15 protein-coding genes are annotated in these 15,590 nt (G+C 68.0%); 8 read left to right on the top strand and 7 right to left on the bottom strand.

Going from position 1 to position 15,590, the window contains the following annotated elements; genetic code table 11:
• Positions 1 to 4 precede the first annotated feature (4 nt).
• Complete coding sequence (locus SCNU_RS00355; RefSeq protein WP_009677346.1) at positions 5 to 835, top strand: COG4705 family protein; 831 nt, start codon at positions 5 to 7, stop codon at positions 833 to 835.
• Here the strand turns inward: SCNU_RS00355 and SCNU_RS00350 are convergent.
• A complete protein-coding gene (locus SCNU_RS00350) occupies positions 801 to 3,308 on the bottom strand; it encodes an excinuclease ABC subunit UvrA (protein ID WP_009677345.1) in 2,508 nt (835 codons plus the stop codon). The genes SCNU_RS00355 and SCNU_RS00350 overlap by 35 nt on opposite strands.
• Positions 3,309 to 3,849: 541 nt before the next feature.
• Between SCNU_RS00350 and SCNU_RS20370 the strand changes: the two genes are divergently transcribed.
• Positions 3,850 to 4,074, top strand: a complete 225-nt coding sequence (locus SCNU_RS20370; RefSeq protein ID WP_139025678.1) for a hypothetical protein — start codon at positions 3,850 to 3,852, stop codon at positions 4,072 to 4,074.
• 139 nt (positions 4,075 to 4,213) lie between these two features.
• Here SCNU_RS20370 and SCNU_RS00340 read toward each other — a convergent pair whose 3' ends face one another.
• The 3 genes from SCNU_RS00340 to SCNU_RS00330 all read right to left on the bottom strand — a co-directional run bounded on the left by SCNU_RS00340 (position 4,214) and on the right by SCNU_RS00330 (position 7,063).
• Positions 4,214 to 5,770: an acyl-CoA synthetase gene (locus tag SCNU_RS00340; RefSeq protein WP_009677343.1), complete on the bottom strand. Its 1,557-nt coding sequence runs from the start codon at positions 5,768 to 5,770 to the stop codon at positions 4,214 to 4,216.
• 104 nt (positions 5,771 to 5,874) lie between these two features.
• Positions 5,875 to 6,474, bottom strand: a complete 600-nt coding sequence (locus SCNU_RS00335) for a histidine phosphatase family protein (RefSeq protein ID WP_009677342.1) — start codon at positions 6,472 to 6,474, stop codon at positions 5,875 to 5,877.
• A gap of 28 nt (positions 6,475 to 6,502) precedes the next feature.
• The gene (locus tag SCNU_RS00330; protein WP_139025676.1) at positions 6,503 to 7,063 is read right to left on the bottom strand and encodes a hypothetical protein; all 561 of its coding nucleotides are present in this window, start codon (positions 7,061 to 7,063) and stop codon (positions 6,503 to 6,505) included.
• 199 nt (positions 7,064 to 7,262) lie between these two features.
• On the opposite strand from SCNU_RS00330, the gene SCNU_RS00325 reads away from it, so the two are divergent.
• From SCNU_RS00325 to SCNU_RS00315, 3 genes are all read left to right on the top strand, one after another.
• Positions 7,263 to 8,300, top strand: a complete 1,038-nt coding sequence (locus SCNU_RS00325; protein WP_009677340.1) for an alcohol dehydrogenase catalytic domain-containing protein — start codon at positions 7,263 to 7,265, stop codon at positions 8,298 to 8,300.
• A gap of 95 nt (positions 8,301 to 8,395) precedes the next feature.
• A complete protein-coding gene (locus tag SCNU_RS00320; protein ID WP_009677339.1) occupies positions 8,396 to 9,022 on the top strand; it encodes a TetR/AcrR family transcriptional regulator in 627 nt (208 codons plus the stop codon).
• An 8-nt stretch (positions 9,023 to 9,030) separates the two neighbouring features.
• Entirely contained in the window at positions 9,031 to 9,792 is a 762-nt protein-coding gene (locus SCNU_RS00315) for a glucose 1-dehydrogenase (RefSeq protein ID WP_009677338.1), read from the top strand.
• Between the two features lie 62 nt (positions 9,793 to 9,854).
• On the opposite strand, the gene SCNU_RS00310 is transcribed toward SCNU_RS00315, so the two are convergent.
• Positions 9,855 to 10,202: a hypothetical protein gene (locus SCNU_RS00310; RefSeq protein ID WP_009677337.1), complete on the bottom strand. Its 348-nt coding sequence runs from the start codon at positions 10,200 to 10,202 to the stop codon at positions 9,855 to 9,857.
• An 82-nt stretch (positions 10,203 to 10,284) separates the two neighbouring features.
• Here SCNU_RS00310 and SCNU_RS00305 point away from each other — a divergent pair, with 82 nt between their 5' ends.
• The 3 genes from SCNU_RS00305 (at position 10,285) to SCNU_RS00295 (ending at position 11,892) form a co-directional block, all read left to right on the top strand.
• Positions 10,285 to 10,587 (top strand): thiamine-binding protein, encoded by a 303-nt coding sequence (locus tag SCNU_RS00305; RefSeq protein WP_009677336.1) that lies wholly within the window; start codon positions 10,285 to 10,287, stop codon positions 10,585 to 10,587.
• A gap of 45 nt (positions 10,588 to 10,632) precedes the next feature.
• A complete protein-coding gene (locus tag SCNU_RS00300; protein WP_009677335.1) occupies positions 10,633 to 11,115 on the top strand; it encodes a MarR family winged helix-turn-helix transcriptional regulator in 483 nt (160 codons plus the stop codon).
• A gap of 150 nt (positions 11,116 to 11,265) precedes the next feature.
• A complete protein-coding gene (locus SCNU_RS00295; protein ID WP_009677334.1) occupies positions 11,266 to 11,892 on the top strand; it encodes a heme-binding beta-barrel domain-containing protein in 627 nt (208 codons plus the stop codon).
• Positions 11,893 to 11,969: 77 nt separating this feature from the next.
• Here SCNU_RS00295 and SCNU_RS00290 read toward each other — a convergent pair whose 3' ends face one another.
• Together SCNU_RS00290 and SCNU_RS00285 are read right to left on the bottom strand one after the other, a co-directional pair.
• Positions 11,970 to 13,805, bottom strand: a complete 1,836-nt coding sequence (locus SCNU_RS00290) for an alkyl/aryl-sulfatase (protein WP_009677333.1) — start codon at positions 13,803 to 13,805, stop codon at positions 11,970 to 11,972.
• A 128-nt stretch (positions 13,806 to 13,933) separates the two neighbouring features.
• Entirely contained in the window at positions 13,934 to 15,580 is a 1,647-nt protein-coding gene (locus SCNU_RS00285; RefSeq protein WP_009677332.1) for an ABC-F family ATP-binding cassette domain-containing protein, read from the bottom strand.
• Positions 15,581 to 15,590: the final 10 nt, after the last annotated feature.

The raw sequence follows: 15,590 nt of genomic DNA, 5'->3' as shown, positions 1-15,590 counted from the left end.
GACGATGAACGCACCGAATGCCATGTCGCAAGCCGGGACCGCACTCCGGTGGACGGCGAGCAAGGTCCCCGAGGTCACGATCTACTTCTGGATCATCAAGATCCTGGCGACGACGGTCGGCGAGACCGCCGCCGACTACCTGAACATGAATCTCGGGCTCGGCCTCCGTGGGACCACGGTCGTGACGGTCGCGCTTCTGTCGTTGACCTTCGTCGCTCAGTTCTGGGTCGACAGGTACATCCCCGCGCTCTACTGGTGGACGGTGCTGCTGGTCAGCGTCACCGGAACGCTGATCACCGACAACCTGACCGACGGAATCGGAGTGCCGCTCCAGGTGTCCACCGCCGTCTTCGCCGTGGCATTGGTTCTCGTCTTCGGTGCCTGGTATCTCGTGGAGGGCACACTGTCGATCCACTCGATCCGGACCCGGCGTCGTGAGGCGTTCTACTGGCTCGCGGTTCTCGTCACCTTCGCACTCGGCACAGCGGCCGGTGATCTGATCGCCGAGAAGCTCGCCCTCGGCTACTGGTTGTCGTTGCTGTTGTTCGCCGGCGTGATCGGCGTGATCACCGCATTGCATCACGGTTTCCACCGGTCGGCGGTCGCCGCGTTCTGGGCCGCCTACATCGTGACCCGCCCGCTCGGCGCCTCGCTCGGCGACCTGCTGACTCAGCCGCAGGACGAGGGCGGTTTCGGCCTCGACAGCACGATGGTGAATCTCGTGTTCCTCGGCGTGATCGTCGTGCTGGTCGGCTACCTGTCGTGGACCAAGGTGGATCAGATCGGTGCCCGCGGCGGCGCTACTGCAGGTGTCGTGCCAGATATCGCCCGGTGATGCTGTCCGGAACGTGGGCGATGCGGTCGGGGGCACCCTCGGCGACGATCGCGCCACCGTCGGCGCCTCCACCGGGCCCCATGTCGATGATGTGGTCGGCGTTGGCGATGAGATCGAGGTCGTGCTCGATCACCACGACGGTCCCGCCGCGATCGACGAGCCGCTGAAGCACCCGGAGCAGCACTCGGACGTCGAGCGGGTGGAGTCCGACGCTCGGCTCGTCGAAGACGAACAACGTCGCGGACTGCTCCCGGTCCAGTTCGGCGGCGAGCTTGAGTCGCTGGGCCTCACCGCCCGACAGTGCCGGCGTCGCCTCACCGAGCGTGAGATAGCCGAGCCCGAGATCGATCAGCGTCCGCAGCTTCGAGCGGACCCGCGGAATGTCGCCGACGACGTCCGTCGCCGCGGTCACGGTCAGTGCGAGCACGTCGGGAAGCGCGTGGCCCGCGCCGCCGTCGACCGGTCGTCGGATCTCGTGAGCCCGCGGTCCGTACCGGCTGCCTGCGCAGTCGGGGCACTCGATGTCCAGGTCCGGAAGGAACTGCACGTCGAGGACCACCTGGCCCGTGCCGGAGCAGCGCGGACAGCGCAGGCTGCCGGTGTTGTACGAGAAGTCGGCCGACCCGAGTCCCCCAGCCACCGCGTCCGGCGTCGCCGCGTAGACCTTGCGCAGCTCGTCCATCACACCGCTGTACGTGGCGACCGTCGACCGGACGTTGACCCCGATCGGGTCGGCGTCGACCACTTGGACACGGCTGATGCCCGCACCGTCGATCGCGGTCACATGGGCGGGCAGGTCGCCAGCTGACGACAGCGCCGGTACCAGCGAATCCAGTACCAGGGTGGTCTTTCCGGAGCCCGAGACCCCGGTGACCGCGGTGAGCCGATGCTTCGGCACCGCCACCGTCAGCGGTCGTACGGTGCGGAATTCCTTGGTGTGCAACGAGATCCGGCCATCGTCGAAGATCCGATCCGCGGGGATCCGGTCGCGCACCACCACCGCCTCCGTACCGTCGAAGAAGCCGCCGAGCCGTGAACCGGGGACGCCGCCGAGACTGCGCGGCGGCGCGGTGGCGATCACCGAACCTCCCGCGGCTCCTGAGCCGGGGCCGATCTCGATCAGCCAGTCGGCCTCCCTCAGCACCCGGACGTCATGATCGACGACCACCACCGAGTTCCCATCCGCGAGCAGATCACGCATGACGCCGATCAGCCCGTCGATGTTCGCGGGGTGGAGACCGATCGACGGCTCGTCGAGCACATAGAGCACGCCCGTCGTCTCATTGCGGACCGCACGCGACAGCTGCACTCGTTGTCGCTCGCCGGTCGAGAGCGTTGACGCTGCTCGATCGAGCGTCAGATAACCGAGCCCCAGCTGACGCAGCCGTCCCGCCATGCCGAGGAGCGTCGTCGTCAGGGTCTGCGCCATGCCCGCCATGTCCGGCGGCATCGTCGCGGGCAGCCGCTCGACCCAGTCGGCGAGTTCGTCGAGTGTCATCGCGGTCGCGTCGGCCAAGCCGACGTCCCCGATCCTCGGTGCGCGGGCGGCCTCGCTCAGCCGCGTACCGTCGCAGTCCGGGCACTCGTGGACCGTGATGAACCGGTTGACTCGGGCCAGGCCCTTCTCGGTGGTCGCGTTGTTCAACGCCTCCTCGACCGCCCGGCGCGCGTTCCGATAGGTGAAGTTCAACTCGAAGAGCTTGCCGCTCTTCGATGTCACCGCGATGTGCCTCTTCTCCTCGGGACCGCGCATCACGACTGCGCGCTCATCGTCGGTCAGCTCGCGGTACGGCACGTCGATCCGGACTCCGAAGTCGGCGGCCACCTGCGGCATCACGGTGAGGCCGAACATCGACCAGGGCCGTACGGCTCCGTCGGCGATCGTCTTGTCGACGTCCGGAACCAGGGTCGCGTCGTCGATTCCCCGCACGCTCCCGGTGCCCTCGCACGTCGGGCATCCGCCGGCCGAGTTGAAGGCGAGGGCTTCCGCGCCGGGCGGTGTGAACACCGCACCGCACTCCGGACAGGTGAGGTCGAGTCCGGCGGCGACGTCGATCGTCGGATCCAGCCGGTGCCCGTTCGGGCAGCGGTGCGAGGCGAGCCTGGAGAACATCAGTCGCAGCACGTTCAGCAACTCGGTCGACGTCCCGAACGTGCTGCGAACTCCGGCCGTTCCCGGTCGTTGCCGTAGCGCCAGCGCCGCGGGGACGTGCCGCACCGCGTCGACCGCCGCTCGCGGAGCGTGCGCCATCCGTCTGCGGGTGTAGGTGGACAGCGCCTCGATGTACCTGCGGGCCCCCTCCGCGTACAGGACTCCCAGTGCCAACGACGACTTGCCCGAGCCGGACACCCCGCCGATCGCGACCAGACGCTGCAACGGGATGTCGACGTCCACGTCTTTCAGGTTGTGCACCCGCGCGCCGCGCACCTCGATCGTCGTCGGCGGATCGGCGATCTCCCCTTCACCGTTCATGCGGTCACACTATCCGGACAGTCTGACATGTCCCGCGCTTCAATGACGTGCACCGGACACCATGCGATATTCATCGCATGACGCATGCAGCCCACCGGTCCCCTCACCCCGATGGAGTCGAGTCCAACGAACTCCCGCCCCAGCCTGTGCCGGCTTCAGCGGAGTCGTGATCATCCCGGCTGTCTTCGATGCGAGCGCCTATCGCGCGTTCGCTCCGCCAGAGCTCGGGACAGTAGGCGACTGGGGCCTGTTCTGGAACGACGCGTTCGCAACCAGGTGGTCGGCCCTGCGGCCGACGTGGCGTCTGCCCGCAACGCTTCACGGCATCGGTCCCCCGTCACGACTGCCCGATGACGAGTCCGTCGTGCGTAGTGCGACCGCACGCGGACCAGGCTTTTCGATCACGTGCCGGATCACCGGTGACCCGCCTCCCTCGATCGTCCTCTCAGGTGCCACCCGAGTCGTGACCGCACCCACCGAATCTCGACGACTGAGCTCGAGTTCGTCGGCGCCGGCCGTGACTCGTGCGCGAGCAGTTGGCATGCAACTGGTGGCATTCGATCTCGAACTCCAGACGCGCTTCGGCCCTTTCCCGTTCCGCGACGGCACCGCGGTATGGCAATCGCCCGGCCACGCGTCCGGCAGTGAGGTGTTCACCGACATCACTGGTGCACCGGACGCGCTTGCCGAACCTCGGATGCGGCCCGGCGACATGGTCCTCCCGCGCCTCGAACTCCTCCTGCTGGACCTCGACACCGACTGCTGACGCCTCCACTGACTCGGACATCGAGGAGTGCAGTGCGCCGCCCTGACCCGAGCGTCCCCGTCACAGCACCTGCTGGGCATATGGACCACGAGCCGCCGCCAGGGGGACGCTCGGGTCAATCACCTTCAACGTCTGACGCTCAGCGATGCACCGCCGACCCGTCGCCGGTCCACTGCAGGCGCAGATCGCGCTTGAGCACCTTGCCCGTCGCGGTGCGCGGGAGCGCTTCGACGAAGTGGACGGCGCGCGGGCTCTTGAAGTGCGCGATCTGCTCGCGCGTCCAGGCGATGAGGTCCCCCTCGGACACGTCGGCACCCGGCTTCGTCGCGACGACCGCGGTGACCGACTCGCCCCACTTCTCGTCGGGCAGGCCGATCACCGCGACCTCCGCGACCGCCGGATGCCGGTACATCGCCTGCTCCACCTCGGAGGCGTAGACGTTCTCCCCGCCGGTGACGATCATGTCCTTCTTCCGGTCGACGATCCGGTAGTAGCCCTCTTCGTCGCACGTCGCGAGATCGCCGGTGTGGAACCAGCCGTCTCTCAGCGCTTCGGCAGTGGCCTCCGGCTTGTTCCAGTAACCGACGAAGACGTTCGGTCCGCGGACGAGCAATTCGCCGATCACGCCCGGCGCCACTTCGCGACCGCCGTCGTCCGCGACCTTCATCTCGACGTGGAGCACCGGCTTGCCGACCGACCCGGCGTATTCGATGGCCTCCTCGACCGCCAGCACGCATACGTTCGGGGCCGTCTCGGTGAGACCGAAGCCCTCACAGAAGCGGACGCCGTGCGCGTTGAGGCTCTCGATCAGCACCACGGGGCAGGGCGCGCCGCCGGAGATGCCGAACCGCAGAGAGCTCAGGTCGGCCGTCGCGATGGCGGGCGACGCGTCGATGGCGGCCCACATCGCGGGTACGGCGAAGGCGACGGTGACGCCGTGCTTTTCGACGGCCGCCAGCCACGCATCCGGTGTGAACGTCTCGAGCACGACCGTCGTGCCGCCGATGTACAGCAGCGGCAGGGTGATGACGCCGAGCGCGCCGATGTGGAACAGCGGCGCCGAGGCGATGTTGACGTCCCGCGGGCCCACGCCGTCGCCCGCGGTGAGATTGTTGATCCCGTTCCAGTGGTGGTTCGCGTGGGTGAGCATCGCGCCCTTGGGGAATCCGGTGGTGCCCGAGGTGTACATCAGCATCGAGAGGTCGTCGGCGTCGACGTCCACCACCACACGCTCCGTGTCCGCGGCCGCGATCAGGTCCTCGTACTCGGACGCGTCACCCGCGGCCCGCTGGTCACCCGACGGGATCTCGATGAGTTCGGACACTTCGGTGTCCTCGGCGGCTGCACGCGCGAGCGCCGCCGTCTGGGGTGAGACGAAAGCCAGTCGTGCCCCGGAGTCGCGGAGGATGTAGTTCACCTCGGGGGCCTGCAGGCGCCAGTTGATCGGCACCGCGACGGCTCCGAGCTTGGCGACGGCGAACATCACCTCCAGCATGTGGGGACTGTTCAGCGTCACGAGCGCGACGCGATCTCCTTTGCCGACGCCCCGGACCCGCAGTGCGGCGGCGAGCGCATTGGTGCGAAGGTCGAGCTGCTCGAACGTGTACTCGGCACCGGTCACGCCGTCGATCAATGCCACCCGGTGCGGATGTCGCACCCGGTGAAGGGTGGGCCAGTTGCCGATGCCATTGTCCATGTGCCGTTCCCATCGATTCGCGCGGCGAGGCCGCAGTGCGGTGACGTGGATCACCGTACTCGATTTCGATAGAAAAAAGCACAGATGATTGTTTTTGGCGCGTATCAGCCCTCCGTGCCGGCCAGCCGCTCCAATCGCCGCTCGCCGTCGATCTCGGCGAGCAGTGCCGATCCGGCAGGCGGCAGGTCGACGGAAGCGCCGTATTCGATCGGCCAGCCCAGGTACCGGCACACGAACGACCGCGAGAAGTGACCATGCGATACGACCACCACGTCACGCTGTGCGAGCACCTCGCCGACATGGGCGACGGCGCGGTCCACACGTTCCCTCATCGCGTCGACCGATTCTCCACCGGGCGCGCCGTGCGTCCAGATCGTCCAGCCGGGTTGACTGTCGGCCCGGATCTGCGCGCGGGTGATGCCCTCATATCGGCCGTAGTCCCATTCCGCCACTCCTTCGGAGATCTCGTCGGGCGCCAGGCCTGCGAGCTCCGCGGTCCGTAGCGCCCGAGCCCGCGGCGAAGCGATCACATACGGGTCGACGAGCCCGAGACGACCGGGGAGCCCGGACAGCGCCCGCGCTTGAACCTCACCCGCGGCGGTCAGCCCGACGTCGGTCCGGCCGGTGTGCCTGCCCGCCAGTGACCAGGCGGTCTGGCCGTGCCGGATCAGGAGGATACGCCGAACGCGTGCCGGGCTGTTCACCCCTTCGACGGTAGCCCCCGACAGCCCGTCAGCGGCGCAGTCGAGAACATGCCCCGGTGGTCTGACCGCCGACACTGTTCCCGACCCCGTCCGCGCGCCGAACATCGCATGTCAGGTCACCGCCCACCGCGTTCTTCACCACGGTCGCGTGCTGCCCGCCGCTGATCGCGAGCGATCCGCCGACCCTGGACGTCTTCACGACCGCGCCACCGTCCGAGGAGACGGCGAGATCGCCGTCGATCTGCGTGCCGGTCACGACCGCCTCCTTGACCCCCGTGATCCTCACCGTCCCGGACATCTGCGAATCGATGAGCTTGACGACGCGGAAGCGGGTGAACTCGACGTCACCGGAAATCTTCTGCCCCTTGAGGACACAGACGTCGGAGCCCTCGGACTGCCCGTTTCGACAGGCGAGTTCGCCGCGCTTGGCGGGCCAGACGATTCCGGAATCGCCCGGCGCCGAGGTCGTCGACGACGCAACCGACGAATCGACGGTCTCGGTGACCGTCCGAGTCGCGACCGGATCCGTCGGGCCCGACGAACAGGCGGCCCCGGCCGCTCCGACAGCGATCGGCAGTGCTGCGGCCAAGACGGTGCGACGGATGATGATCCTCCTCGACAAACGGGCATGTCGTCCGAACGGACTCCTCGGCCCAACCGTACCGCGACGTCCCGAACCGCCGGAACCCGCGCGATCACCGTTGCCGATCCGTTTGCGATCACCGATCCGCCGTGCGTCGGATGGTTCCGGCATAGCGTTGGCAGTACCCCAGAGAAGGAGTAGGACAGTGCGCGCAGTCAAGCTGACGGCCCCCGGAACCCTCGAGCTCGTCGACGTCCCGACACCGGAGCCGGGGCCCGGCGAGGTCCGGGTGAAGGTCGCGAGCGCAGGGCTCTGCCATTCGGACATCCACGTTCTCCACCTCCCCACGCCATGGCCCGGACCCGACCCGACGCTCGGACACGAGGGGGCGGGCTGGGTGGACGCGCTCGGCCCCGACGTCTCCGACATCGAGACCGGCAGCCCGGTCCTGATCAACCTGATCTGGAGCTGCGGCCGCTGCCGCCCGTGTGTGACCGGGCACGACAACGCCTGCATCACCGGCGGACGCTACCGGTACCCGCCGACGCCCGGCCTCGGACCCGACGGAGCGATGGCCGATTACATCATCGTGCCGGCCCGGCACGTCCTGCCTCTCGGGGACGTCGACCCGGTCGGCGCCGGGCCGCTCGCCGACGCCGCCCTGACTCCCATGCGCGCGATCAACTCGGCCCGCGAGTGGCTCACGCCCGGTGCCACCGCCGTCGTCATCGGCGTCGGCGGGCTCGGCCACATGGCTGTGCAGATCCTCGCCGCCAGCACCGGGGCCCGGATCATCGCCGTCGACACGGCCGACGACAAACTCGACCTCGCCCGACGCCACGGCGCCCACGAGACGGTGAAGTCCGACGGCGACGCCGCCGCCGCGATCCTCGCCGAATCCGATGGGTACGGCGCCGACGCGGTGTTCGACTTCGCGGGCGTACAGCCGACGGTGGACCTGGCGGCGGGGGTCGTCGCCCCCGAAGGCGCCCTGCGTCTTGTCGGCCTCGGCGGCGGACTGCTGAACTACGGCGCCAACGCGGACACCGCAGCGCTGCCGTGGGGCGTGGACATCCGGAAGTCGTACGGCGGCACCCGCGCCGACCTCCTCGAAGTAGTCGCACTCGCCGCGCGCGGTGCGCTCACGGTGGAGCACACGCTGTACCCGCTGGCCGATTTCCAGCGCGCCTTCGACGACCTCGAAGCCGGACGGGTGAGCGGCCGCGCGATCCTGACTCCCTGACATCCGCGTCGCCGTCCGACGACGCGCCCGTACCGGAAGGTGAGCCGCGTCACCATAGTGACAGTTTCTGCCATCATCGGCGTATCGTCGAAGGCATGGCCCGCCCGTCATTGAGCACCGCGAACCTGTACGAGGTGTCGCAACGCTGCGCCGAGGTCTTCATCGCCTCCGGGGGTGCAGGCGCGACCGTGCCGCGTCTCGCCGTCGCCGCCCGGATGTCGGAGCGTACGTTCTACCGCTACTTCCCCACCAAGGAAGACTGCCTGCGACCGTTGTTCGATGACGGCATCCGCCGCTACGCGGCGGCCCTCGCCGACCTCGCGGTCCCCGGCGACCCCGGCGTGGCCATCACCCGCGCCGTGGAGGCGACCTTCGCCGACGAGGACGACGTCCACACTCGTGCGTTGATGGCGACGGTGTTCGACGACCCGGCACTCCGCCGCGTCTGGCTCCAGGCCTCCTACGAGGCCGCCCACCTCCTGCGCCCGAGCGTCGCCGCACTCATCGGCGCCGAGAGCGACGACATCCGGATCTCCGTCCTCTCCAGCCAAGCCGCACTGCTGATCGTGGTGGCGATGGAGCACCTCGTCCGCTACGGCACACCGATGCACGAAGCGGTGCGCGACGCCGCCCGGGCCATGTTCGGCCCGCCGGCCGAAGAACCCGCCCCACAGCAGAATCACGCGACGCCGGCCGACGCCGCCGCCAACCGAGAAGAGTAGGAAAAGCAATGGATCTCCAGGACAAGGTCGTCATCGTCTCCGGCGGAGCCCGCGGGCTCGGCGAGGCGTTCGCCCGTGCCATCGTCGCCGCAGGCGGCAAGGTGATGATCGGCGATCTGCTCACCGACGAGGCGGCCGCGGTCGCCGCCGACCTGGGCGAGGCTGCACGGTCGATGCACCTCGACGTCACCGACGCGGACTCCTGGGAGCAGATCGTCGCCGCCACCGAATCCGCATTCGGAGCGGTGAACGGCCTGGTCAACAATGCGGGCACCGTCGCGACCGGTGTGAAGCTGGTGGACGAGCCGCTCGAGGTCTTCCAGCGCGTCGTTCAGATCAACCTGGTCGGGGTCTTCCTCGGCATGAAGAGCGTCACCCCGGCCCTGCGCCGCGCCGGCGGCGGCTCGATCGTCAACATCTCGTCGGCCGCCGGTCTCACCGGACTCATGCTGACCGGCTCCTACGGTGCCACCAAGTGGGGCGTCCGCGGCATGAGCAAGGTGGCCGCGATCGAGATGGCGCCGGAGAAGATCCGGGTCAACTCCGTGCACCCGGGCATGGTCCTGACGCCGATGACCGCACCCACCGGGATCAGCCTCGACGAAGGCGGATTCCCCGACGCGCCGTTCGGCCGGGTCGGTAAGCCGGAGGAACTCGCCGGCGCCGTCGTCTACCTGCTCAGTGACGCCGCGAGCTACACGACCGGCGCCGAACTCGCCGTCGACGGCGGCTGGACCACCGGACCTGTCGTCACCGACCGTATGGGCTGATCCCGCCCACCCAGAACCCGCCCGGGTCCGGCTCTCCCCTCTGCCGGATCCGGGCGCTTCCATCATTCGAACCGCTCGAGCGTCTGCGGGGCGGACAACCGGAAATCCAGTCCCCGCATGACGTCGATGACGACATTGATGTCGTGCGGCTCGACGCCGTAGCCGGTGAACACCACGAACTGCTTGTCGATGAAGGTGTCGAATGCGGGACCGTCCGCCGTCGTCGCCCCCGGTGGGTACAACATGTTCTCGTGCCGGACCCAGCCGTCGAGCGTCGCGAGCCGATCTTCGACCACCGCCTCGTCGACGGGTGCCACGCCTTCGACGAACTCCCCGCCGTTCAGCCGGTTGTAGATGTCACCGCAGTCGGCCGAGTCCCCACCCGACCAGAACGCCAACGTGTAGCTCATGCCCCGATTGTCCACGAGTCCATGACGCCGGTCAGTGGTATTCGCCAAGCCACGACCGCAGCGCGCCCGTAGTCTCGGAACCATGCTGTTCGCCTTCTCCATCGCCCCGGGAACCACCGACGACCCCGACGGATCGGTCAGCCGAGCCGTCGCCGAGGCGGTCCGCGTGGTGCGCGCCTCCGGTCTGCCCAACGAGACGACCTCGATGTTCACCACGATCGAAGGCGACTGGGACGAGTGCATGGCGGTGGTCAAGAGCGCGTGCGAGGCCGTCGCGGCCACCAGTCCGCGCGTCAGCCTCGTGCTCAAAGCCGATATGCGCGAAGGCTTCACCGGCCAGTTGACGCAGAAGGTCGAACGGGTGGAGCAGCACCTCGAGCCGTGAGCACTCGGACCCGACGCGCCTGGCACCCCGTGACATACTCGCCGAATGGGCGACGACGGCGCGGCAACCACCTCCTCCATCGATGAAGTGCACGCGTTCGAGACCGCGACGCGGGACCTCGTCGGACTGGCCTTGCGCAGCGTCGTCGACCTCGATGTCTCTCTGCCGCAGTTCCGCCTGCTGCTGACCCTTCAGAAACTGGGTCCGTCGAGTTCGAGCCGGTGCGCCCAGGCGCTCGGGGTGGTCGGATCGTCGATCACCAGAATGGCGGACCGTCTCCACGCGTCCGGGCACCTCGTTCGCGGCGCCGATCCGGGCAACCGGAGCATCGTGATGCTGGAACTCACCGAGGCCGGGCGGACGGTGGTCGGACAGGTGACCGCTAACCGTAGACGGGAACTCCGCCGCGTCCTGGATCTACTCGATCCCGATCTGCGCGCGGCATGCGCCCGTGCGTTGCGCGAACTCCACGCACCGCTCGACGTTCCGCCTACTGCGGACGACCTCGGACTCCACCTGCCGATGTGAGCCGCTGACACAGGTCAGCCGAGGAATCGGTGATTTGACCAAATCCAGTCTTGCGATGTGCAAGACTTGCGTCATGCAATGCTCGCGTCAGCGCAAGTACTGGCTCGACACGGCAGACCGGATCACCCAGCCCTCACGATTGGAGCACCCATGACCGCCACCGAAGTCCCCGCGATCACCGACATCCGCGGCCCGCAGAAACTCGGTCCGCTGACCCCGCTGGTCGGCGTCTGGGAGGGCAACGTCGGCATCGACCTCTCGTACCACAACAACGATGACGAGACCGGCCACACCTCGTACTTCGAGCGGGCATCGTTCAAGCCGATCGGCGTTCAAGAGAACGGCGACCAGAAGCTGTGGGGCCTCAACTACTCGATGACCGCCTGGCGGCACGGCGAGGAGGGAATGGATCCGTTCCACGACGAGATCGGCTTCCTCCTGTGGGACAAGGCCAACGGTCAGATCATGCGAACCGTGGTCTTCGGGCGCGGCATCGCGATCCAGGCGGGCAGTGCCGCCGAGCCGCACGACACCGTGCTCCACTTCGACGCCGAGCCCGGAGATCCGTCGTACGGGATCCTGCAGAACAGGTATTTGATGGAACGCGCCGAGATCAAGGACTTCACCAGCACGTTCACGATCATCGACGACGACACGTTCAGCTACACCTCGGATCTGCTGCTCCGGCTGGTCGCCACCGGTACCGAGATGCACCACACCGACCAGAACACGCTGCATCGCGTTCGGCGATTCCATCCGGGGTCGGAGTTCAACTGATCCGGCCGTCGGTTCACCGCTGAGATGACGACAGAGGACCCGCAGGCCTTCGCCCGCGGGTCCTCTCGTCTCAGGGTCTACGGCAGGACGATGTTGAAGTCGGGGTCCGGCTTATCGAGCACACCGAAAAGCGTCTGGAACGCCGAAGCGTCACCATCGATCGTCAGACCGGCTTCCTGAGCGGCCGCCGGATCGCCTGTCGCGAGTGCCAGCAACGCGGCTTCGGGAACCGTCAGCGTCGCATCGACATCGCCCGGGCGGTCGTTGCTGTAGCTGAACACGCCGTTGCCGAGCCGCGTTCGGAAGGTCTTGCCGGCGTCCGGGAAGGTCCACCGCAGTTCGACCGACAGATCCCAGGCGCGCGGTCCGTCGACGGTGATGGCGACCGCGTCGAAGAACATCTCCGGTGACAGTCGCGCCATGATGTCGGCGGATGCGGTCTGCGTCGGAGTGCCGAAGTTGCCACGACGCAGTTCCATCGCGCCCGAGAGGTACGCGCTGCGCCAGGTGCCGTTCTCGCTGCCGAAACCGAGGAGTTCGAGGGTGTCGGCCTGCAACGCCTTGGCTGCGGCGTGATCGGGCTCGGCGAAGAGCACATGGTCGAGGACCTGCGCCGCCCAGCGCAGATCGCCCGCCTCCTTCGACCCGCGTGCCTTCTCGACGACCGCGTCGGCGCCACCCATGAACTCGACGTATCGCTTGGCCGACTCCTCCGGGGTGTGCTGCCACAGCCGGGCCGGGTTGCCGTCGTACCAGCCCATGTAGCGCTGGTAGATGGCCTTCACGTTGTGGCTGACGGTGCCGTAGTAGCCGTGCGTGCTCCATTCCTTGTCGAGCGCGGGCGGCATCTGGATGCGCTCGGCGATCTCGATTCCGGTGTAGCCCTGGTTGAGCATGCGCAGCGTCTGATCGTGCAGGTAGCCGTACAGATCGCGCTGCACCTGCAGGAAGCCGATCGCCCGCTTGCTGTCCCACGTCGGCCAGTGGTGCGAGGCGAACACGACGTCGGTCTCGTCGCCGAACATCTCGATCGCCTCACCGAGGTAGTGCGCCCACATGTGCGGGTCACGAACCACCGCGCCGCGGATCGTCAGGATGTTGTGGAGCGTGTGCGTGGCGTTCTCTGCGATGCAGAGTGCGCGACGGTCCGGGAAGTGGAAGTGCATCTCGGCCGGTGCCTCGGTGCCCGGTGCCAACTGGAACACCATGCGAACGCCGTCGACCGTCAGTTCCTGACCGGTCTCGGTGATGTCCACGGTGGGCGCGATCAGCGTCACGGTGCCGGTCGACGTGGTCTGGCCGAGTCCCGCTCCGACGCCGCCCTCGGGGCTGCGGTCGAGCGCGGCGCCGTACATGTACCCCGCGCGGCGGCCCATCGCCGTGCCCGCGTACAGGTTCTCGGCGATCGCCGGCTCCATGAAGCCCTGCGGTGCGATGATCTGCACGCGGCCGGCCTTGACGTCCTCTTCGGTGGTGACGCCCTTGACGCCGCCGAAGTGGTCGACGTGGCAATGGGTGTAGATGACGGCGACGACCGTCCGGTCACCGCGATGTTCCCGGTACAGCTTCAGCGCCGCCGCGGCGGTCTCGGTCGAGATCAGCGGATCGATGACGATGATCCCGTTGTCGGTCTCGACGAATGTGATGTTCGAGAGGTCGAAGCCGCGCACCTGATAGATGCCGTCGGTGACCTCGAACAGGCCGTGCTTGGCCACCAGCTGCGACTGCCGCCACAGGCTGGGGTCCACGGTGTCGGGGGCGTCTCCGGAGATGAAGTCGTACGAATTGCAGTCCCAGACGACGTCGCCTGCCGCGTTGGTGATCTGCCCCGGCGAGATGGTCCCGATGAAACCGCGTTGCACGTCCTCGAAGTCTTGGGTGTCGTCGAAGGGGTAGATCGTTTCAGCAGGCACGGAGTTCCTCCCAGATATTTGGACACGTTCACCCAGGAGCCTAATGACAAAACGGGCACGCCACCTCGCCTATCGCGGGTGGTGTTTTCTGCGACGCACCCGTGGTCGATGCTGTCGACCGCCTCCCGTCAGAGCTCCCGGACCCGCCCGTCCGCTACGTGCCAGCGGCGGTCGACGGTCACGTTCTGCAGCATCCGGCGGTCGTGCGTCACGAGCAGAAGCGCCCCGTCGTACGACCGAAGCGCCGACTCGAGCTGCTCGATCGCCGCGAGGTCGAGGTGGTTGGTCGGCTCGTCGAGGACGAGGACGTTCACCCCGCGCGCATGCAGGAGGGCCAGAGCCGCTCGGGTGCGCTCCCCTGGCGAGAGGTCGATCGCCGGGCGGCCGACGTGCTCGGCGCGAAGACCGAACTTGGCGAGCAGAGTTCGCACCTCTTCGGTGGTGAACTCCGGCACCAGCACCTCGAACCGGTCGGCGAGCAGCTCCGGTCCAGAGAAGAGTCCACGCGCCTGATCGATCTCGCCCACCGCGACGTTCACTCCGAGTCGGCTGCTGCCGGAATGGGGCTCGGCGTGTCCGAGCAGGAGGCGGAGCAGGGTCGACTTCCCGGCGCCGTTGGGACCGGTGATACCGATCCGCTCCCCTGCATTGACCTGCAACGAGACCGGGCCGAACTCGAACTCGCCCTGCGTCAGAGTCGCATTGTTCAGCGTCGCGACCACCGAGCTCGACCGCGGTGCCGAACCGATGGTGAACTCGAGGACCCACTCCTTGCGCGGCTCGACCACCTCCTCCAGACGCGCGATGCGGCTCTCCATCTGCCGGACCTTCTGCGCCTGCTTCTCGCTGGACTCGGTGGCCGCCTTGCGCCGCACCTTGTCGTTGTCGGGGTTCTTCTTCATCGCATTGCGGACGCCCTGACTCGACCATTCGCGTTGCACCCGAGCGCGAGCCACCAGATCGGCTTTCTTCTCCGCGTACTCCTCGTACTCTTCGCGCCGGTGCCGCCGCGCGACCTCACGCTCCTCGAGATAGCTGTCGTATCCGCCGCCGAACACCGTGTTCGTATGCTGCGCCAGATCCAGTTCGACGACCCGAGTCACACTGCGCGCCAAGAACTCCCGGTCGTGGCTCACGAGGACCACACCACCGCGAAGGCCGCGGACCACGTCCTCAAGACGGTCCAGCCCGTCGAGATCGAGGTCGTTGGTCGGCTCGTCGAGCAGGACGATGTCGAAGCGGGAGCACAGCAGTGCGGCGAGTCCGACCCGCGCGGCCTGACCGCCGGAGAGCCCGGTCATCAGCTGTGACTCGGCGGATGCGGGCCCGGTGTCCAATCCGACGTCGGACAGGACTGCGGGCAGTCGTTCGTCCAGGTCTGCGGCGCCGGTGGCGAGCCAGTGGTCCAGCGCCGCGGCGTAGGCGTCGGCACCGTCGTCACCGTCGGCGAGCGCGGCGGCCGCGGCGTCCATCGCGGCGGTCGCCGCCGCGCACCCCGTCCGCCTGGCGACGTACTGGCCGACCGTCTCGCCGGCGATCCGCTCGTGCTCCTGTGGCAGCCACCCGACGAAGGCGTCCGACGGCGCCCGCGACACGGTGCCCTCCAGCGGCGCGAGGTCGCCGGCGAGGATGCGCAACAGCGTCGACTTTCCTGCACCGTTGGCGCCGACCACGCCGATCACGTCGCCGGGCGCCACGGTCAGATCGAGCCGGTCGAACAGGACGCGGTGGGCGTAGCCACCCGCGACGTCCTTGGCGACGAGAGTTGCTGTCATCGCTCCATGG

The sequence above is a fragment of the Gordonia neofelifaecis NRRL B-59395 genome (assembly GCF_000192435.1).
In the GTDB taxonomy this organism is placed as follows: Bacteria; Actinomycetota; Actinomycetes; order Mycobacteriales; family Mycobacteriaceae; genus Gordonia; species Gordonia neofelifaecis.
The sequence above is the reverse complement of the archived record's forward strand: the minus strand, read 5'-3'. Positions and strand labels throughout refer to the sequence as shown.